General features: G+C 73.4%; 19 protein-coding genes. 5 read left to right on the top strand and 14 right to left on the bottom strand.

Features of this window, described 5'->3' with window-relative positions:
- Positions 1-65 precede the first annotated feature (65 nt).
- A complete protein-coding gene (locus PYR91_RS01585; RefSeq protein WP_279777054.1) occupies positions 66-989 on the bottom strand; it encodes a sugar kinase in 924 nt (307 codons plus the stop codon).
- 276 nt (positions 990-1,265) lie between these two features.
- A complete protein-coding gene (locus PYR91_RS01580; protein WP_279777053.1) occupies positions 1,266-2,216 on the bottom strand; it encodes a pseudouridine-5'-phosphate glycosidase in 951 nt (316 codons plus the stop codon).
- Positions 2,217-2,309: 93 nt separating this feature from the next.
- Here PYR91_RS01580 and PYR91_RS01575 point away from each other — a divergent pair, with 93 nt between their 5' ends.
- Positions 2,310-3,848 (top strand): NAD(P)/FAD-dependent oxidoreductase, encoded by a 1,539-nt coding sequence (locus PYR91_RS01575; protein WP_279777052.1) that lies wholly within the window; start codon positions 2,310-2,312, stop codon positions 3,846-3,848.
- A gap of 73 nt (positions 3,849-3,921) precedes the next feature.
- Here PYR91_RS01575 and PYR91_RS01570 read toward each other — a convergent pair whose 3' ends face one another.
- Both PYR91_RS01570 and PYR91_RS01565 read right to left on the bottom strand, forming a co-directional pair.
- A complete protein-coding gene (locus tag PYR91_RS01570) occupies positions 3,922-5,064 on the bottom strand; it encodes an AI-2E family transporter (RefSeq protein ID WP_279777051.1) in 1,143 nt (380 codons plus the stop codon).
- Between the two features lie 79 nt (positions 5,065-5,143).
- Entirely contained in the window at positions 5,144-5,587 is a 444-nt protein-coding gene (locus PYR91_RS01565; RefSeq protein WP_279777050.1) for an ATP-binding protein, read from the bottom strand.
- Between the two features lie 339 nt (positions 5,588-5,926).
- On the opposite strand from PYR91_RS01565, the gene PYR91_RS01560 reads away from it, so the two are divergent.
- The 4 genes from PYR91_RS01560 (at position 5,927) to PYR91_RS01545 (ending at position 8,307) form a co-directional block, all read left to right on the top strand.
- Positions 5,927-6,754, top strand: a complete 828-nt coding sequence (locus PYR91_RS01560) for a helix-turn-helix transcriptional regulator (protein WP_279777049.1) — start codon at positions 5,927-5,929, stop codon at positions 6,752-6,754.
- Positions 6,745-6,951, top strand: coding sequence for a DUF397 domain-containing protein (locus tag PYR91_RS01555; protein WP_279777048.1), 207 nt, complete (start codon positions 6,745-6,747; stop codon positions 6,949-6,951). The genes PYR91_RS01560 and PYR91_RS01555 overlap by 10 nt, the downstream gene beginning before the upstream one ends.
- Positions 6,952-7,126: 175 nt before the next feature.
- On the top strand, positions 7,127-7,543 hold the full coding sequence (locus tag PYR91_RS01550; protein ID WP_279777047.1) for a ferritin-like domain-containing protein: 417 nt from the start codon (positions 7,127-7,129) through the stop codon (positions 7,541-7,543).
- 122 nt (positions 7,544-7,665) lie between these two features.
- Positions 7,666-8,307 (top strand): TetR/AcrR family transcriptional regulator, encoded by a 642-nt coding sequence (locus PYR91_RS01545; RefSeq protein ID WP_279777046.1) that lies wholly within the window; start codon positions 7,666-7,668, stop codon positions 8,305-8,307.
- Between the two features lie 19 nt (positions 8,308-8,326).
- On the opposite strand, the gene PYR91_RS01540 is transcribed toward PYR91_RS01545, so the two are convergent.
- The 10 genes from PYR91_RS01540 to PYR91_RS01495 form a co-directional block, all read right to left on the bottom strand.
- Positions 8,327-8,890: a helix-turn-helix domain containing protein gene (locus PYR91_RS01540; RefSeq protein WP_279777045.1), complete on the bottom strand. Its 564-nt coding sequence runs from the start codon at positions 8,888-8,890 to the stop codon at positions 8,327-8,329.
- A gap of 213 nt (positions 8,891-9,103) precedes the next feature.
- Positions 9,104-9,361, bottom strand: coding sequence for a hypothetical protein (locus PYR91_RS01535; protein WP_279777044.1), 258 nt, complete (start codon positions 9,359-9,361; stop codon positions 9,104-9,106).
- Positions 9,362-9,437: 76 nt separating this feature from the next.
- Positions 9,438-10,289, bottom strand: coding sequence for a helix-turn-helix transcriptional regulator (locus tag PYR91_RS01530; protein WP_279777043.1), 852 nt, complete (start codon positions 10,287-10,289; stop codon positions 9,438-9,440).
- Between the two features lie 74 nt (positions 10,290-10,363).
- A complete protein-coding gene (locus PYR91_RS01525) occupies positions 10,364-10,606 on the bottom strand; it encodes a hypothetical protein (RefSeq protein WP_279777042.1) in 243 nt (80 codons plus the stop codon).
- 91 nt (positions 10,607-10,697) lie between these two features.
- Positions 10,698-11,201: a DinB family protein gene (locus tag PYR91_RS01520; protein WP_279777041.1), complete on the bottom strand. Its 504-nt coding sequence runs from the start codon at positions 11,199-11,201 to the stop codon at positions 10,698-10,700.
- A 103-nt stretch (positions 11,202-11,304) separates the two neighbouring features.
- The gene (locus PYR91_RS01515) at positions 11,305-13,155 is read right to left on the bottom strand and encodes an acyclic terpene utilization AtuA family protein (RefSeq protein WP_279777040.1); all 1,851 of its coding nucleotides are present in this window, start codon (positions 13,153-13,155) and stop codon (positions 11,305-11,307) included.
- Positions 13,152-14,024, bottom strand: a complete 873-nt coding sequence (locus PYR91_RS01510) for an enoyl-CoA hydratase-related protein (RefSeq protein WP_279777039.1) — start codon at positions 14,022-14,024, stop codon at positions 13,152-13,154. Before PYR91_RS01510 ends, PYR91_RS01515 begins: the two co-directional genes overlap by 4 nt.
- A complete protein-coding gene (locus PYR91_RS01505) occupies positions 14,021-16,006 on the bottom strand; it encodes a biotin carboxylase N-terminal domain-containing protein (RefSeq protein ID WP_279777038.1) in 1,986 nt (661 codons plus the stop codon). The genes PYR91_RS01510 and PYR91_RS01505 overlap by 4 nt, the downstream gene beginning before the upstream one ends.
- A gap of 5 nt (positions 16,007-16,011) precedes the next feature.
- On the bottom strand, positions 16,012-17,556 hold the full coding sequence (locus PYR91_RS01500; RefSeq protein WP_279777097.1) for a carboxyl transferase domain-containing protein: 1,545 nt from the start codon (positions 17,554-17,556) through the stop codon (positions 16,012-16,014).
- Positions 17,557-17,791: 235 nt separating this feature from the next.
- A complete protein-coding gene (locus PYR91_RS01495; RefSeq protein WP_279777037.1) occupies positions 17,792-19,486 on the bottom strand; it encodes a serine/threonine-protein kinase in 1,695 nt (564 codons plus the stop codon).
- Positions 19,487-19,518: the final 32 nt, after the last annotated feature.

Genomic DNA, 19,518 nt, shown 5'->3' with positions numbered 1-19,518 from the left:
TCCTCCCGAGTGTGACGCATGTTGCTAGTGGTGCAGCTTACGCTTCACGCTATCAATTGGCGTCATCAAGGGAGAACATAGCTCCTAGCCGAAAAGATCGGGCGCCCGCCGAGGCGGGTGACGGCCTCGGCGCCCGCCGAACAGCCCGCTTCCAGGGCCGATGCCGTGGAACTTCCTGAAATCAGGCCGGTCAGGAACCCGGCCGCGAAGGCGTCGCCCGCGCCCGTCGAGTCGACGCTCACGGCCGTGACGGCAGGTGCCCGGTGCAGCACCCGGCCGCCGTGCGCCAGCAGCGCGCCGCCGTCGCCGAGCTTCACCGCCGCCAGCGGGTAGCGGTCGCTCAGCGCGGCGGCGGCCGCCTCCGCGTCGCCCTCGCCGGTGAGCAGCAGCGCCTCGTCGCGGTTGGGGACGACGACCGCCGCCGCCGAGGTCTCGGCGAGGAACCGCTCGACGCCGAACCCGCGCAGGAACCCCGTGGACGCCGGGTCCACGCTCACGCTCACGCCCCTGCTCAGCGCGGCGGCGATCGCCACCCTGACCAGCTCCAGCCCGGGCGGGGCGAACAGCGTGTACCCCGAGACGTGCAGTCGGGTCACGCCGTCGAGCAGGGTGTCGTCCCAGTCGTCCGGGCCGATGCGCCCGCCGGCGCCCCGGTTGGTGAGGAAGGTCCGCTCCCCGCTGGGGTCCACCATCGCGATCACGACGGCGGTCGGGTGGTCGTCGTCCACGCGCACGTGCGGCCGGACGCCCGCCCGCGTCAGCTCGGTGACGTGCCAGGCGCCGGTGTCGAAGCCCGCCCGGGCCAGCAGCCGCGTGTCGGTGCCCAGGTGCGCGGCCCAGGCGGCGGTGTTGGCGCCCGACCCGCCCGGCCGCACGACGATGTCGGCCTCGGTGTCCGTCCCCGCCGCGACCGGCGCTCCGTGCCGCGCCACCACGTCGGTGACGACGTCCCCGACCACCAGCAGCCCGCCCACTAGCCCACCGCCCACGACGGCGACCCGCCCGGCCAGCCGTACACGGCGCCGCCTTCGCCGCCCCGGGCACCGGCCGTACCGGCGCCGAAAGAGGGGGTGGCGGGGTGGCCGGCGGCGGGGACGGCCGTGCCGGGCGCCCGCCCTGCCCTCCTCGGCGTTTTCGGGGCGCCGTGCCGGGCGGGTGCCTTGGGCCTGTTCGAGTGGCTCCGCGCCTTCGGTGCTCCCGGGCGGGCGGGTGTCGGCGGGAGTTCGCCGTAGCCGGTGGTGGCGGTGCCGCGGTGGGAGAGGGCGTCAGGCATCGGGGCCGGTGTGCGCGGGGGACCAGGCGGTGGCGATGCGGGCGGCCAGGCGGGTGTTGCCGCGGACGGCGGCGAGGTTGGCCTCCAGGGAGGCGCCCTCGGTGCCGCGCACCAGGTAGTCGAGCAGGAAGGGGGTGATCGCCTGGCCGGTGACGCCCTGCCGCTGGGCGGCGGCCAGGGCCTCGGCCAGGACGCGGTCGTGCAGGTCGGGGTCGAGCTGCTCGCCGGGCGGGACGGGGTTGGCGACGATCAGCGCGGTCTCCGGGCCGCCGAGCGCGTCCTGGGCGCGCATGACGGCGGCGGCCTCGGCGGGCTCCTCCAGCCGCCAGTCGACCGGCAGGCCCGAGGAGTGCAGGTAGAAGCCGGGGAAGGTGCCGGTGCGGTACCCGGCGACGGTGACCCCCCGGGTCTCCAGCCGCTGGAGCGTGGCGGGCACGTCCAGGATGGACTTCACCCCCGCGCACACGATGGTGATCCTGGTGCGGGCGAGCGTGTCCAGGTCGGCCGACTCGTCCTGGTCGTCCACCCACCCGCGGTGCACCCCGCCCAGGCCGCCGGTGGCGAACACCCGGATGCCCGCGCGCGCCGCAAGGAAGGCGGTGGCCGAGACGGTGGTGGCCCCGCTCGCCCCGAGGGCGGCGGCGGCGGGCAGGTCGCGGAAGCCCAGCTTGCGCAGGCCCGGCTCGGTGGCGACGCGTTCCAGCATCCCCTTGTCCAGCCCGACGCGGGGCACCCCGTCGAGCACGGCGATCGTCGCCGGCACTGCGCCCGCCTCGCGGACCAGCCCCTCCAGCTCGACGGCCACCGCGAGGTTGCGCGGCTGCGGCAGGCCGTGGGAGATGATCGTGGACTCCAGCGCGACCACCGGCGTCCCGTTGGCGAGGGCCTCGGCGACCTCCGTCGATGTCTGGATGCTCCCGCCGCCGGCGCCGGTCGTCTGCATGCTCGCTCCGTGTCCCTTCCCTCTGTACGCTCCAGGAAGTTTGTTCCCCTGGTGTGCGGTCTCACCGTACTGTCCGGGTTAGGAGGCTTTGTCATGCGCCGTTCCCATTACGACGTCGTGATCGTGGGTGCCGGGCACAACGGCCTGGTCGCCGCCGCCTACCTGGCGCGGGCCGGGCGCTGGGTGCTGGTGCTCGAACGGCTGCCACACCTCGGCGGCCTCTCGGTGTCGGCCCAGGCGTTCCCCGGCGTGGACGCGCGCCTGTCGCGCTACTCCTACCTGGTCAGCCTGCTGCCCGCCAAGGTCGTCACCGACCTCGGGCTGGACCTGCGCCTGGTGCGCCGCCGCTTCGCCTCCTACACCCCGGCCGGCGGCACGGGCCTGCTGGTCGACGACGGCGACCCGGCGCGCACGGCCGCCTCCTTCGCGACCGTGACCGGCGGGGACGCCGACCACGCCGCCTGGCGCCGGTTCTACGCGATGACGGCGCGGGTCGCCGAACGTGTGGCGCCGTCGCTGCTGGAGCCGCTGCGCGACCGCGCCTCGCTGCGCGAGGAGGTGGTGGCCGACGCCGAGGCCTGGCGCGACCTGTTCGAACGCCCGATCGGCGAGGTGGTGGACGAGCGCTTCGCCGACGACACCGTCCGCGGCGTGGTGCTCACCGACGCCCTCATCGGCACCTTCGCCGACCCCGCCAAGGACCTGCTCGCCAACCGCTGCCTGCTCTACCACGTCGTCGGCGACGGCACGGGGGACTGGAAGGTCCCGGTGGGCGGCATGGGCGCGGTCAGCGGCGCGCTCGCCGACGCCGCCCTGCGCGCCGGGGCCGAGATCCGGGCGGGCATGGAGGCGTTGTCGGTCGACCCCGGCGGCGAGGTCGCGTTCCGCGACGCCGGCGGCGCCGAGCACACCGTCACCGCCGGACGGGTGCTGGTCACCACCCCGCCCGCCGTGCTGGACCGCCTGCTCGGCGAGCGCGGCGAGACCCCCGAGGGCGCCCAGCTCAAGGTCAACATGGTGCTGTCCCGGCTGCCCCGGCTCAAGGACGCGGCCGTCGACCCGGCAGAGGCGTTCAGCGGCACCTTCCACGTCAACGAGGGCCGCGACCAGCTCGCCCGCGCCTACGAGCAGGCGGCGGCCAGCCGGATCCCCGAGCTGCCGCCGTCCGAGGTGTACTGCCACTCGCTCACCGACCCGACGATCCTCGGCGACGAGCTGCGCCGCTCGGGAGCGCACACCATGACCCTGTTCGGCCTGCACATGCCCGCCCGCCTGTTCCGCGCCGACCCCGAGGCCGCGCGTCGCGAGGCCCTGGCCGCCACCATGGCGTCGCTGGACGCGGTGCTCGCCGAGCCGATCGAGGACTGCCTGATGCGCACCCCCGCCGGTGACCTGTGCCTGGAGGTCAAGACCCCCGTCGACCTGGAGAACGAGGCCGGCCTGCCCGGCGGCCACATCTTCCACCGCGACCTGACGTGGCCGTTCGCCGAGGATCCCGCCGATACCGGCCGCTGGGGCGTGGAGACCCCGCACGAACGCGTCCTGCTCTGCGGCGCCGGCGCCCGCCGCGGCGGCGGCGTCAGCGGCATCCCCGGCCACAACGCCGCCATGGCCGTGCTCACCGCCACGTGACCCTCTTCACCGTCCCTCACCCGGGCGAGCCGCCTCGCGGTCCAGCTCCGGAAAGGTCCCGCCGAGCTGGGCGTCAGGTCGGCTTCCGCGCGGCGACGGTCACCTCGGTGTCGGGCTTGTCGGGTTCCGGCAGGCCGTTCTCCGGCTCCTGGGGTGGGTCGCTGAGCTGTTCGCGGAGGTAGTTCCACACCACGGCGATCAAGGCGGCGATCGGTACGGCGAGCAGGCTGCCCACGATGCCTGACAGGCTGCCGCCGAGCGTCACCGCGAGCAGGATCACCGCCGCGTGCAGGCCGAGGCCGCGGCTCTGCACCATGGGCTGGAACACGTTTCCCTCAAGCTGCTGCACGGCGATGATGATGGCGAGCACGATCAGCGCGTCCGTCGGGCCGTTGGACACCAGCGTGATGAGGATCGCGACGAAACCGGCGAACAGGGCTCCGATGATGGGGATGAACGCCGACACGAAGGTCAGGACGGCCAGGGGGAGAACCAGCGGCACGCCCACGATCCACAGGCCGATGCCGATGAAGACGGCGTCGAGCAGGCCCACGAAGGCCTGGGAGCGGACGAACGAGCCGAGGGTGTCCCAGCTACGTGCGCCCACGATCTGCACGTCCGTGGCGAGGCGGCCGGGGAGCTGGCGGGTCAGCCAGGGCAGGAACCGCGGGCCGTCCTTGAGGAAGAAGAACATGAGGAAGAGCGCCAGGACGGTGGTGACCAGGCCGTTGATCACGGTGCCCACGCCGGTGAGGGTGGCGTTGACGATGCTGCCGACGCTGGACTGGATGCGGGCGACCCCGTCGTCGAGTGCGCTGCTGACCTGGTCGGCGCCGAAGTTCAGCGGCGGCCCGGCGGCCCAGTCGCGCAGCTGCTGGATGCCGCTGACCACGCCGGCGGCCAGCTCGCCGGACTGGGACGCCACCGGGACGGCGATCAGCACCACGGTGCCGGCCGCGACCAGGAGGAACAGGACGGTCACCGCCGTGGCGGCCAAGGCGGCGGGCCAGCCGTGCCGGCGCAGGAAACGGGCCAGAGGCCAGGTCAGTGTGGTCAGGAGCAGGGCGATGACGAGCGGCCAGACGATGGACCACATCTGGCCCAGGATCCACAGCGTCACCGCGCTCATCACCAGGACGAGCAGCATCTCCAGGGAGATGCGCGCCGACGTGCGCAGCGCGGAGCGTGTTCTCGTGGCATTGATCGTGGCAGGCACAAGCCCACCCTAGACAAAGTCCAGCCCAACGGACCCGGCCCGCCCCAGATGAGCACCGTCGCGCCCGATGCCCGCCGAACTACAACGCCGACTGGAACCAGACCGTTCTGCCCGTGTGACCGTCGTGGCAGGATCCCCAGGCGGTCGCGATCATGTTGACCAGCCACAGCCCCCGTCCGCCCTCGCTGTCGGCCGCCACCGCCCGCGCGGCGGGTGCGCTCGTGGTCGATCCTGCGTCGGTCACCTCCACGTGAACCAGCCGGGGGGAGACGGCCACGCACACCGTCACCCGGCCGTCGGCCGTGCTCCCGGAGGCCGAGTACGTCACCGCGTTGGTGACGAGCTCGCTCAACATGAGCAGGACGTCGTCCAGCACCGGTGGGGCGACTCGTGCGGCCAGCAGCCCCCGCGCCCACGCCCGGGCGGCCGGTACGGACGCGATCCCGCCGGGGAAGTCCCCGACCCACGGGGCGGAGCCGGGTATCTCGCCTCCGTGCCGGATGACCTGCTCGCCCGCTCTCACGCGATCACCCCCGACGCGTTCACACCCGTCGCGCCGGCCATCGCCGCCACCAGGCCGCTGTAGGCGCCTCTTCTGTACGGGCCGCCGGGGCACGAAAGAGCGCCGTTCCAATCACACATAACTCGTCCCCTCGCTGATTCACGAGCGATGAAGTGCTTTCTTTGCCCTGCCGAACAAAGAAGGCGTGTGCTTAGATTGCCCTCGTGGCCAGCGAATTCAGGGCCCGATCGGCACCCCAGTAGATGACCTGCGATGACAGGGGCCGGTTTAGATAGACCACCCCCCGTCATTGTCCTCAAACCGGAAAGTCCGCTTTCACCTCTTTTTTGGAGTAACGCGTTGAGCGTCGAGCCTTTCCCGGGCCCGGAATCCCCCCGCGCGCGTTTCGGCACCGAGATGCGCCGCCTTCGGGAGGCCGCCCAACTGTCCCAGGCGGCCGTGGCCGCACGGCTGGGCTGCACGCAGACCCAGGTGAGCCGTCTGGAGGCCGCCACCCGCACCCCGTCGGTGTCCGACGCCGAGAGGCTGGACAAACTCTTCGGCTCGGGCGAGGGCACCTTCTTCACCGACCTGCGCAAGCACATCGTCGCCCGCCCCAGCGGCCCGGCATGGTTCATGGACTGGGCCGACGAGATCGAACCGGCCGCCCGCGTCCTGTGGTCCTGGGATCCTCTTCTGGTCCCCGGCCTCCTCCAGACCCCGTCCTACGCTCGGCACATCTTCCACCAGGAGCCCCAGATCGCTCCGGAGGAGATCGAGGCACGCATCGAGGCCCGTGCACAGCGGCAGGGCATCCTCGACCGGGATGATCCTCCCCTGCTCGTGGCGCTCATCGACGAGGGTGTGCTGCGTCGTCAGGTCGGCGGGCCAGGGGTGATGAGGGAGCAGTTCGACTACTTGCTTGAGGTCATGGAGCGGCCCAACATCTCCGTCCAGGTCGTCGACCCGCACTGTCTTATCGGCTTGCTCGGCGCATTCATGATCGCCGAACTCAAGGACGGTCAGCCGCGTGCAATACACGCGGAATCTTCGGCTGAAGGCGAGTTCACCACCGACTACCGTATGGTCACGGCGATTCGTAACCGATATGAGGCGATACGTCTTTGGGCCTATCCTGAACGTGTGTCCCTCAAAGTGATCGAAGAAGCGAGGCGGGAATGGACCTGAGTTGCGCTGTGTGGCGGAAGTCGTCGTTCTCCGGCGGCACTGGCGGCCAGTGCGTCGAGGTCGCCAGCAACCTGCCCGGCATTGTCGCGGTCCGGGACAGCAAGGTCCCGGATGGCCCCAAGCTGCTTTCCGGCCCTTCCGAATGGCGCTCCTTCGTCGCCGGCGTCAAGGCAGGCACGTTCACCGCTCTGTCCTGACTTGTCAGGATCCACCCCTTTAGCGACCCGCCCTCGGCGACTGTCGCCCGCACCGTTTCGACGCCAAGCGGGTGCCCGGTGCGGTGGTCGTCCCACCCCGGCGCGTGGGCGCGTCGCATCGTCGTGGCGATACGGGGTAGGGGAGGATCCCGACCTGAGAAAGGGATGATCAAGCGTGGACCAGCAGGGATTCGTCACACTGCTCAACGAGGACCTCCAGAGCGAGTACCGCTCGATCGTCCAGTACACGCAGCACGTGGCGACGGTGAAGGGACCGGAGTACCAGAACATCATCGAGGAGCTGAAGGAGCACCTGGGCCAGGAGTTGACACACGCGACGACGCTTGCCGAGCAGATCGCCTTCCTCGGCGGCGTGCCGACGGTGACGGTTCCGGAGATCCCCAACGTGCCGGACGGGGCGGAGGCGCTCGCGCTGGACCTCGACCTGGAGACCACCCAGCTGGAGCGCTACCGCGAGCGGGTCGCCCAGGCGAACGAGCTGGGCCTGCCCGACGTCGCCGAGGCGCTGCGGCCGCTGCTCCAGCAGACGCAGGACCACGTCATGGACCTCCAGGGCGCCCTCGGCAAGTGACGCCGCCCTCCCCGGCCGTCTCCGGCGACCGCGGCGACCGGCTCGCAGGGCCCGGGGGCGTGGGCAGGGGTGACGGAGAAGAGGCGGCGGGGCCAGACCGGCGCTCCGGTAGGATTCCCGCCGTGCGCAGTGCGGAGGGGGCTCGCGGAAGCCGTGCCGACCAGGCCGACCAGCGCCGGGCGGAGCTGCTGGACGCGGCCCGGCGCGTGGTGCTCGAACGCGGCATCTCCAGCACCAGGGTCGCCGACATCGCCAAGGCGACCAACGTCAGCGGCGGGCTGATCCACTATCACTTCGCCACCAAGGACGACCTGATCACCGCGATGCTCCGCGTCACCATCGACGACGAGGTCACCCGCCTCGGCGAGCTGGTGCGCGGCTCCGGCCCGGCCGTCGAGCGCCTCGACCGCGTCCTGCGGTACTACATCCCGAGGTCGCGCACCGACCAGAGCTGGATCCTGTGGATCGACGCCTTCGCCGCCGGGCTGCGCGAGGCGGTCGTCCAGAAGATCCTGCTGGAGCTGGAGACCGCGTGGATCGGCGCGGTCGAGCAGGCCATCCAGGCCGGGGTGGACACCGGCGAGTTCACCTGCGACGACCCCCGCGGCGCCGCCGAACGCCTCGACGGCATGCTCGACGGCCTGATCATCCGCTACACCCTGCACCCGTTGGTGCTGTCCCGCGCGCGCCTGCTGGAACACGCCCGCGTCGCCGCCTCCCACGAGGTCGGCCTGCCCCGCTCCGCCTTTCCCGCGGCCGGCTAGGCCCACGTCCGGCGACGTCCTACGGGCGCAGCCCGGCGAAGACGATGGCCAGCGTGCGCCCGCGCAGGCCGGTGTCCCAGCCGGCGTGCAGGGCGCCCTGGCACAGGCCGGTGAGCAGGGCCAGCACCTCGTCCAGACGCACGTCCTCGCGCACGGCGCCCGCCCGCTGGGCGCCCGCCAGCAGCGCGCCGATCGGCTCGCCGAGCGCCTGGACGGGCGCGGCGACGCCGAACTCGCCGCCGCCGTCCGACAGCGCGCCGGCGACGGTGCGCTTGTCGGCGGCCTCCCGCACCATCCGCTCGAAGAACGCGAACAGCGCCGTCGCCGGGTCGCCGTCCTTCGCCAGCGTCTCGGCCTCGGCCGTCAGCCGCGCGAGCAGGTCTTTCATGATGGCGGCCAGCAGGTCGCCCTTGGTGGGGAAGTGGCGGAACACCGTGCCGATCGCCACCCCGGCCCGGGCGGCGACCTCCTCGGTGGACGCCGAGGGCCCGTGCTCGGCGAAGACCGCGGCGGCGGCCTCCAGGATGCGCGCCCGGTTGCGCCGGGCGTCGGCCCGCATCGCCGTCGGCTCCGACGAGGTCATGCGCGCGTCCGTCCCGCCGTCGGCGGCAGCGGTGACAGCGGTGACTCGCCGATCCACATCATGAGCACCGGCTCACTTTAGCCGCGTGCGACCGCGGCGGTGTCCCGTCGTCGGGCGTATCGAGGTCGGGCGCGTCGGCGTCGGGCGTCCTGGGGGCGTGGCCGGACGCGAACGTCTCGGGGTGGTGGCCGGACGCGGGCGGCCGGGGGTCGTTCAGGAGGGCATCGCGGCGAGCAGGTACGCCAGGCGGGCGGCGGCGTTGTCGACGTTGTCGGCGGTGCCCAGGCGGTAGCCCCACGAGGTGATGAAGGCGCCTTCGGGGGTGATGGTGACGACTTCCTTCAGCGTGTCGCTGAAGCGGTTGCGGGCCCGGACGCAGGCCGGCGTGCCGCCGAGGACCTGCACCGAAAGGTCCATGTGGGTGCGGGCCGCGGAGGCGAAGCGCTCCAGGCAGGACATCGTGTCCACCATGAGGCCCACCTCCAGCTTCGCTTATGAGAGCAAAAGGATTGCATGATCACGGCGAAAGGGGCAAGCAATTGTGGGCTTAAAGTGCGGATTGTTTCGCGAAGGCGACCAGGACGCGCACGATTACCTCGCGCGCCTGGTCGCCGAAGACCGCCACGTCACAAAGGTCCTCGAACGCGCTCGCGTAGAACGCGACGTCCTCGGGGTCGCGCAGCACCAGGTCCTTGGTGCGGGTGGCCACGCCCACCATGCTGTCGTTGTAGATCCAGAAGCCGTTGAGCAGCGCGGACGGCAGCTGCGCCGTGAACGGGATCACGCCGAACTCCACGTTGGGCAGCGTCGTGACCGCCAGAAGGCGGTCGAGCTGGCCGCGCATCACGTCGTCCGGCGCGAGCCGGTAGCGCAGCACCGCCTCGGGAAGCAGGAAGCGGAACCGCCTGGCCTGGTCGTAGAGGATCTCCTGCCTGCGCATGCGCACCTGGATGGCGGCGTCGACGTCGTCGTCCGCGCCGTAGACGCGGCGCACCTTGGTGAAGATGTGGCGGGCGTACTCGGCGGTCTGCAGCAGGCCGATCACCACGCCCGGCTCGAAGACGCGGAACAGCTTGGTGCGCGACTCCAGGTCGCGGACGTCCTCCTGGAGCGCGGCCAGCCCGCTCTTGTGCCGCTGGCGCCAGGAGTCCTGGCGCTCCAGCAGCGCGATCGCGCGGGAGAGAAGCTCGTCCACGACCTCCGGGCCGGCGAACACCGCCTGGCACCACACCACGACGTCGTCCTCGGTCGCGCTCTGCCGGGCGTTCTCGATGCGCGACACCTTGGACGCCTGCCAGCCCAGGAGCGCGGCCAGATCCTTGCCGGACAACTGGGCGTTCTCACGGAGCTGCCGCAGCCGGGCGCCGAGGTCGATTCGCCCCTGCTGAAAGCCGCTCACGCACACCTCCGCTGGGGCCACCCGGACTCGCATGAGGGTAGACGGGAGTGCGCGATCATGCCATAGGGATCTCCCTAATCGTGATCAGCCAAGTGTCGCCCCAGGTCGGAAGTGGGAAGCACCCTGCGGGCGATCTCGGTGAGCAGCTCGCGCGGCACCTCCACCGCCGACTCCCCGTCGAGCAGGTGCCGCAGGCCCGCCAGGGCGTCGGGGTCGGTCAGCGCGAGCCCCTGCACGACGATCGTGCCGCGGTCGGTCTCGTACAGCGATGGGCACGCCCCTGCTTCGGACGTCGAGCCGAGGAACCGCAAACGCATGGCCGTCCTTCCCCCGAAATACTGCTTATGGCGGCAATTGCGCGCAATTGTAGAGCATTATTCTCGTCTGACATCGCGTCGGGGCGCGCGGTCAGCTACCTGTCACGCCGTCGGCCATCTCGCGCAGGATGTCGATGTGGCCGTTGTGCCGGGCGGTCTCCTCGATGAGGTGCATGACGATCCAGCGCATCGTCACGTGCCGGCCGTCCCTGATCGTCCGCTTGGCCGGCGTGTCCAGGTCGTTCGCCGCCACCAGCTCGCGGTACCGGGCGCACTGCTCCTCGTACTCCCGCAGCAGCGTGGCCAGCGGCACGTCGACGGCGATCCGCATCTCGCGGTCGGGATCCTCGTCCGTCCACGGTCCCAGATCCTCCTCGCCGAGGAACTGCACCTGGAACCACGAGTACTCCACCCACCGCAGATGGTTGATCAGCCCGCTGACGGTCATCAGCGGAGACCCCGGCAACGGAGCCTTCCTGGCGTCCTCGTCCGACAACCCCTCACACTTGGTGTGAGCGGTCGCCCGCGCGTAGTCGAGAAACGTCGCCAGCATGGCCCGCTCGTCCCAGGTCTCGGGCACATCGGTTCGTGTCATGCTGCGCGAGCCTGCTAAAGCCCACCCGGAATGTCCACCCGTTTAACCCGCGCCCGTCCGGTTGCTCGGGTGGGTTCCCGGCGGCGGTCCGCGCTCGCGACGCTCAGGCTCCCGCCACGTCGGCGAGCAGGGTGACGGGGATGGGGACGGGGCGGGCGCGTAGTTCCTCGCCGAGGGCCTTGGCCTGGGCGTCCATGCGAGGGCTGGCGGCGACGCCTCTGCCCAGGAGGGCGTGCACGACGAAGTTGAGGGCGCGCAGGTTGGGCAGGGCGTGGCGCTCGACGGTGAGTGGGGCGGTGTCGGGGAGGAGGGCCGCGAGGCGGTCGGTGGTGAGGAACCGTTCCAGCCAGGCGTACTGCTCCTCGGTACGGACCCAGACGCCGAGGTTGGCGTCGCCGCCCTTGTCGCCCGATCTGGCTCCCGCGATCAGCCCCAGCGGGACCTCCCGCGTGACCGCCCAGTCGGCGGGCGGCGGCGTGGCCGTCCCGTCCGGGGCGGCGTCGGGCGTGACCGTCCCGGCTGGGACGGTGTCGGGCGGCGTGGTGGGCGGGCCGGGCGACCCCGACGGGACGGAGGCGTCCGGGGTGGCGGGCTGGACGGCTCCCGCAGGGTCAGCGGGCCGGGGCGCCGGCGTGGGGGCTTGCCAGTGCAGGGTGTCGTTCAGCCAGACCTGGGGCTCGACGTCGCTCGCGGGGACGGTCGTGGGCCAGTAGACGCCGTAGGGGGAGGCGTCACCCGGGGGAGACAGGGCGTAGAAGCCGGGGTAGGCGGCCAGGCCCGTCTCGACGACGGCGGAGGAGAAGGCCCGCCCGGCCCTGCGGCGGTCGGCGTCCATGACGGTCAGGCGGAGCAGCGCGGCGCCGGGGCCGGTGCCGACCAGCTCGGTGTGGACCTGGTCGAACGCCTCGCGGGGGACGCGGGCGAAGACGGCCTCCTCGGCGAGGCGGGCCTTGGCCTCGATGTCCAGGCCGGTCAGCACGAGCGTCATGGTGTTGCGGTAGCCGCCGAGGTGGTTGAGGGCGACCTTGAGGGTCTCCGGCGGCGGCTCGCCCCTGACGCCGGTGATCGCGACGCGGTCGGGGCCCTGCTGGGCCAGCCGGATCGTGTCGAAGCGCGCGGTGACGTCCGGCCCCAGGTACCGGGGCGAGCCGATCTCGTACAGCAGCTGCGCGGTCACCGTGCCGACGGACACCAGCCCGCCCGTGCCCGGATGCTTGGTGATCACGCTGGAGCCGTCGGCGTGCAGCTCGGCGATCGGGAACCCGCAGTGCGGCAGGTCGGGGACCTCGCCGAAGAACGCGTAGTTGCCGCCCGTCGCCTGGCAGCCGCACTCGATGACGTGCCCGGCGACCACCGACCCGGCCAGGGCGTCCAGGTGGGCCGGGTCCCCGGGACGCCAGCCGAACCGCCACATGCCCGGCCCGGTCACCAGCGCGGCGTCGGTGACCCTGCCGGTCACCACCACGTCGGCGCCTGCCTCCAGCGCGACGGCGATGGGCAGCCCGCCCAGGTAGGCGTTGGCGGTCAGCGGCGCGGCCGTCAGCCGCTCGCCGGTGTCCAGGTTCACCGCGCCGCCGAGGTCGCGCCCGGTGAGGTCGTCCCCGCTCACGTGCGCCACCCGGGCCGTGAGCCCGAGCCTGCCGGCCAGCTCGGACACGGCCCGCGCGCACCCGGCGGGGTCGAGCCCGCCCGCGTTGGACACGATCTTGACGCCGCGATCGAGGCACGTGCCCAGGACCTGCTCCATCTGGGTCAGGAACGTGCCGGCGTACCCGGGACGGCCCTTGGCGCGGGCGCCCGCGAGGATCAGCATGGTCAGCTCGGCCAGCCAGTCGCCGGTGAGCACGTCGATCGGCCCGCCCTCGACCATCTCCCTGGCCGCCGACAGCCGGTCGCCGTAGAACCCGCTGCAGTTGGCGACGCGCAACGGCGCGTCACCGGTCGGCGCGGTCACGAGCCGCCGCCCCCGGGCTTCGGCCGGGTTGCGGCGTCCCCGGGCGCCGGCTCGGGCGCGGGGACCCCGCGAACGGCTTCCGGCGCGGCCTCCCCGGGCGCGGGGACCCAGGCGGCGGGGCGCTTCTCCATGAAGGCGCGCAGGCCCTCCTGGCCCTCGGGCGAGGTGAAGCGCTCGGCCGACAGGCGCGCCATCTGCCGCATGCCCTCGTCTACCGGCAGGCCGGGCACGGTGCGCACCAGCCGCTTGGTGATCGCCAAAGCCTCCGGGCCGCCCAGCAGCAGCATCCGCGCGTAGTGCGCCACGGCCGCGTCGAGCTCCCCGGCCGGCACCGCACGGTTCAGCAGGCCGATCTCGGCGGCGCGGGCGGCGCCGAACACCTCGCCGGTGAGGAGATACTCGGAGGCGGCGCGCTGGTCGAGGCGTCGCAGCACGGTCACCGAGATCATCGCCGGGACGACGCCCACCCGCACCTCGCTGAACGCGAACGTCGCCGAGTCGGGCGCGACGGCGAAGTCGCACGCGGCCACCAGGCCCAGGCCGCCGGCCCGGGCGGTGCCGTTCAGCCGGCAGATCACCGGCTTGGGGCTCTCCCAGATCAGCGACATGATCTCCGGGAAGGAGGCGGTCACCGGGGCGTCGTGGGCGGGCCGCGCGGGGGCCTGCTCCTTGAGGTCGGCGCCGGAGCAGAACACCGGCCCGGTGCCGGTCAGCACGATCACCCGGACGCCGTCGTCGCCGATGGCGTGGACGAGCTCGCGCTCCAGGTCGCCGAGCAGGCGCACCGACAGCGCGTTCCGGTTGGCGGGGGAGTCCAGCGTGATCGTGGCGATCCCGCCGCCCACCTCGCGGTGAACCAGCGTGGTCATCCCTGCTCCTCGATGACGGCGAGGACGGCCCCCGCCTCGACCTGGCGGCCCGGGCCCACGTTGAGCGCGGAGACGACTCCCGCGGCCGGCGCGGAGATCTGATGCTCCATCTTCATCGCCTCCAGGGTGAGGATCGGCTGCCCGGCGGCGACGGCCGCCCCGGGTGTGACGTCGACGCGCAGAACGGTACCCGGCATGGGCGCCAGCAGGGACCCGGGGGCGACCGCGACCACCGGCTCCGGCAGCCGAGGGAGCAGCTCCAGCCCGACCGAGCCCAGGGGCGAGTCCACGTGCAGCAGGTCGCCGTAACGGGCGACGGCGAACCGGCGGGTCACCCCGTCCACCTCCAGCACGACCTCGCCGGGGCCCCCGGACACCAGGCGGACGCCGTCGAAGCCCTCGGCGACCAGCCCGTCGCGGGTGAACCGGTAGGCGACCTCGACGCGCCCCCCGGGCCCCTGGAACGCTGTGCGGCGCGGCTCGGACGGCACGTTGCGCCACCCGCTGGGCAGCCCGCCCAGCACCGTCGCGGCCTCCCGGTTGGCCGCCGCGACGGCGACCGCGGCGGCCAGCGCCGACACCGCGGCGGCGGGGCCGCCCATCTCGGCGGTCAGGTCGTGCCGGCCGAGGAAGCCGGTGTCGGTGCCGCCGGCGAGGAACTCCGGGTGCCGCAGGACGGCCACCAGCAGGTCGCGGTTGGTGGTGACGCCGTGGACGCGGGCGCGGGCCAGGGCGGAGGCCAGCCGCCGCGCCGTCCCGGCGCGGTCGGGCCCCCACGCGACCACCTTGGCCAGCATCGGGTCGTAGTGCACCCCGATCTCCGAGCCCGACTCCACCCCGGAATCCAGCCGCAGCCCGTACCCGCCCCGGAGGGCTCCGGGCTCTGGGGCGCCGAACCGGTCGTCCACCCCGGGGACCTCGAACCGGTGCAGGGTGCCGTTCTGCGGGCGCCAGTCGAGGGCCGGGTCCTCGGCGTACAGCCGCACCTCGATGGCGTGGCCCGACGGCGCCGGCGGCTCGGCCGGCAGGCGCGCGCCCTCGGCGATCTCCAACTGCAGGCGGACGAGGTCGAGCCCGAACACGCACTCGGTCACCGGGTGCTCCACCTGGAGGCGTGTGTTCATCTCAAGGAACGCCACCGTGTCGCCCTTGACGAGGAACTCCACCGTCCCGGCCCCCACGTAGCCGATCGCCGCCGCGGCCCGGACCGCCGCCCGGCACAGCGCCTCGCGTGTGGCGGCGGTGACGCCGGGGGACGGCGTCTCCTCCAGCACCTTCTGGTGGCGGCGCTGGATGGAGCACTCGCGCTCGCCCAGCGTCCAGACCGTGCCGTGCGCGTCGGCGAGCACCTGCACCTCGACGTGCCGGGCGTCCTCCAGGAGCGGCTCGGCGAACACCGTGCCGTCGCCGAACGCCGCCAGCGCCTCCCGGCGCGCCGTCTCGACGGCCGGCCCCAGCTCGGCGGCGTCCCGCACGACGCGCATGCCGCGCCCGCCCCCGCCCGCCGACGCCTTGACCAGCACCGGGAACATGAGCCCGTCCGGGGACGCCGGCGCGGCCGGCCCTGCGGCGTCCCAGGCGATCGTGGCCAGCACCGGGACCCCGGCGGCGGCCATCAGCCGCTTGGCCTCCACCTTGGAGCCCATCGCCGCGATGGCCGCGGGGCTCGGGCCGACCCACGTGAGCCCGGCGTCCAGGACGGCGCGCGCGAAGGCCGCGTTCTCCGAAAGGAACCCGTACCCGGGGTGGACGGCGTCCGCCCCCGCCGCGCGGGCCGCCGCCACGATCGCGGCCGCGTCCAGATAGGTGTCGGCCGGCCGGTCGCCGGGCAGCCGCACGGCGTGGTCGGCCTCGGCGGCGTGCGGCGAGGAGGCGTCGGCGTCGGAGTAGACCGCCACCGTCTCCACGCCGAGGTCGCGGCAGGTGCGCAAGACGCGGCGCGCGATCTCGCCGCGGTTGGCCACCAGCAGTCTCGTGATCATCGGCCTCACATCCGGAAGACGCCGTAGCCGCCCGGCCCGGGGTCGGGGGCGTTGCCGATCGCCGACAGGCACAGGCCGAGGACGGTGCGCGTGTCGCGCGGGTCGATCACCCCGTCGTCGTACAGCCGCCCGGACAGGAAGAACGGCAGCGACTCGGACTCGATCTGGGCCTCGACCAGCTGCCGCATGGCGGCGTCGCCCTCCTCGTCGTACACCTGGCCGCGGGCCTGCGCCGAGGCGCGCCCGACGATGGACAGCACGCCCGCGAGCTGCGCGGGGCCCATGACCGCCGATTTGGCGCTGGGCCAGGTGAACAGGAAGCGCGGCCCGTACGCCCGCCCGCACATGCCGTAGTTCCCCGCGCCGTAGGAGGCGCCCATGACGACGGTCAGGTGCGGCACGGTGGAGTTGGACACCGCGTTGATCATCATGGCGCCGTGTTTGATGATGCCGCCCTGCTCGTACTCCTTGCCGACCATGTAGCCGGTGGTGTTCTGCAGGAAGACCAGAGGCGTGCGCGCCTGGCCGGCGAGCTGGATGAACTGCGCCGCCTTCTGCGCCTCCTCGCTGAACAGCACCCCGCGCGCGTTGGCCAGCACGCCGACGGGATACCCGTGCAGCGTGGCCCACCCGGTGACCAGGCTGCCGCCGTACAGGGGCTTGAACTCGTCGAACTCGCTGCCGTCGGCGATGCGGGCGATCACCTCGCGCGGGTCGAACGGGATCTTGAGGTCCTCCGGGACGATGCCCAGCAGCTCCTCCTCGTCGTACAGCGGGGGCCGCACGGCGTGCGCGGGAACGGCCCGGTAGGGGTCGGGCTTGCGCCGGTTGAGGCCGCGGACGACGCGCCGGCCGATGCGCAGGGCGTCGTGCTCGTCGGCGGCCAGGTGGTCGGCCAGCCCCGAGACGCGGGCGTGCATCTCGGCCCCGCCGAGCGACTCGTCGTCGGACTCCTCGCCGGTGGCCATCTTGACCAGCGGCGGGCCGCCCAGGAACACCTTGGCGCGTTCCCGCACCATGACCACGTGGTCGCTCATGCCCGGGACGTACGCGCCGCCGGCCGTGGAGTTGCCGAACACCAGGGCGACGGTCGGGATCCCGGCCGCCGACAGCCGGGTCAGGTCGCGGAACACCCTGCCGCCGGGGATGAAGATCTCCTTCTGGGTGGGCAGGTCGGCCCCGCCCGACTCCACCAGGTTGACCAGCGGCAGCCGGTTCTCCAGCGCGATGTCGGCCGCGCGCAGCGTCTTGCGCAGCGTCCAGGGGTTGGACGACCCGCCGCGCACCGTCGGGTCGTTGGCGGTGATCACGCATTCGACGCCCTCGATCACCCCGATGCCGGTGATCACGCTGGCGCCGACCGGGAAGTCGGTGCCCCAGGCGGCCAGCGGCGACAGCTCCAGGAACGGCGAGTCGGGGTCCACGAGCAGCTCGACGCGTTCCCTGGCCAGCAGCTTGCCGCGCCGGTGGTGCCGGTCGGCGTACTTGGGGCCGCCGCCGGCGACCGCCTTGGCGTGCTCGGCGTCGAGCTCGGCCAGCTTCGCGAGCATGGCGGCCCGTCTCGCCCGGTGGTCGGCGCTCGCGGGATCGAGCCTGCTGTCGATCACGTCTCACTCCCCCTGGTGCCGGTGGCCGTGGGGCAGAAGGTAGTACATCGTCCCGGCGCCCCGGGCCGGGGGGCGGCGGCGGGAACGCGGCCGGCCGCGCTCGTCCCCGGGTAGGTGACCTTCCCCGCCGGGCGGGGCGCGAAGACCCCGGCGGCGCCGGGCGTGCGGGGCGCGCACGTCAGCCGCAGTGCGACCAGCCGCTCTTCCACGAGGTGGCGCCGTGGGAGCCGCCCCAGATCACGCAGACCTTCTTGGCGGGCAGCCGGACGGGGCCGGCATAGGCGGTGAAGCTACCGGTGTCGCCACCGGTCTTACCGCCCTTGACCTGGAGCACCGCGCTCATCTTGACCTTCTGCGGGGCGACCGTCCGCGCGAGCGTCACCACGCAGTTCTGGCCCGCGGAGGCGTTGTACATCAGGTGCACGGTCGCCCGGCCGCCCAGCGAGTGCGAGTCGACCGGCTTGTAGCCGCTCCCGCACACCTGGGCCGCCGTGTACGGGTTCGGCTTGGCCGAGGCCGTCGGCTTGGGCGTCGCGGTCGGCTTCTTGGTGGGCGTCGCGGTGGGGGACGGCTTCGGGGAGGGCGAGGTGGTGGGTCGGGGCGTCGGCGTCGCCTTCGGCGTGGCGGTGCGCGCGGGAGTGCGGGACGCGGTGGGGCGCGGGGCCGTGGGGGACGCCGTCCTGCGGGGCGCGGCGCTCCTGGTCTTCTTGGGCCGCGACGGCGTGGGGGAGGGCGAGGTCACCAGCCCGGCCGGTTGCTCGGCGGGCGGGACGGCCCGGGGCCCGACGCTGGCCGTGCCGGCGACCGACGGGACGGCGGCCGGCGCCATCGTGCGGGTGTACACCAGCACCCCGCCGGTCACCAGGGCTGCCGCGACCGCCGCGGCCACCGGGATCGCGGCGGCCCGCCACGCCGGCGGCTCGCGCCGCGCGCCCCGCCGGCGATGGCCGGTCGCGTGCGAGGCGCCGGCGCCGCCGGGCGCGGTCGCGGCGGAACCGGCCAGGGCGACGCCCGGCGCCGCCGGGGCCGCGCCCGGGACGGGCGGGTGCGGCGGCGGGCCGGGGACGGCGCGGTGGCCCAGCAGGTGGGCGGCCAGGTCGTCGGCGGAGGGCCGGGCCGCGGGGTCCTTGGCCAGGCTCGCGGCCACCACCTCGCGCAGGCCGCCCTCCAGCACGCGCAGGTCGGGCTCCCCGTTGAGGATGCGGTTGATCACCGCCGGGATGGAGTCGGCCCCGAACGCGGGGGTGCCCGTGGCGGCGAAGACCATGGTGACGCCCCAGGCGAACACGTCGACCGCCGCCGTCGCCTGCGCTCCGGAGAGCTGCTCGGGCGCCAGGTAGGAGGGGGTGCCCAGGGTGTCGCCCGTGACGGTGGCGCCCGGCGTGTCCAGCGCCCTGGCGATGCCGAAGTCGATCACGACCGGGCCCTCGGGGCCCATCAGGACGTTGGCCGGCTTGAAGTCGCGGTGCAGGATGCCCGCCCGGTGGATCGCCGCCAGCGCGGTCGCCGTGCTCACCGCGAGCCGGTCGAGGGCGGCGCCGCGGCGCGGGCCCTCCCGGTCGACCAGTTCGCGCAGCGAGGGCCCGGGCACGTACTCGCTGACGATGAACGGCTGGTTGCCCACCAGGTCGGCGTGCAGCACCGAGGCGGTGCAGAACCGCGCCACCCGCTGGGCGACCGACACCTCCAGCAGGAAGCGGGCGCGCGCGTCGGCGTCGGCGGACAGGCGCGCGTGCAGCAGCTTGATCGCGACCGGCTCGCCCGCGGGGGAGCGTCCGAGGTACACGACGCCCTGGGCTCCCTCGCCCAGCCGTCCGAGCACCTCGAAGACGCCCAGGCGGCGTGGGTCGTCATCGATGAGAGCCTGCGTCACTGCGACCCTCCGATGAGCCCGCGATTACCTGA

It is taken from the genome of Sphaerisporangium sp. TRM90804 (assembly GCF_029846175.1).
In the GTDB taxonomy this organism is placed as follows: Bacteria; Actinomycetota; Actinomycetes; order Streptosporangiales; family Streptosporangiaceae; genus Sphaerisporangium.
Note: the sequence above shows the minus strand (reverse complement) of the source record. Positions and strands in the feature narration are given on the sequence as shown.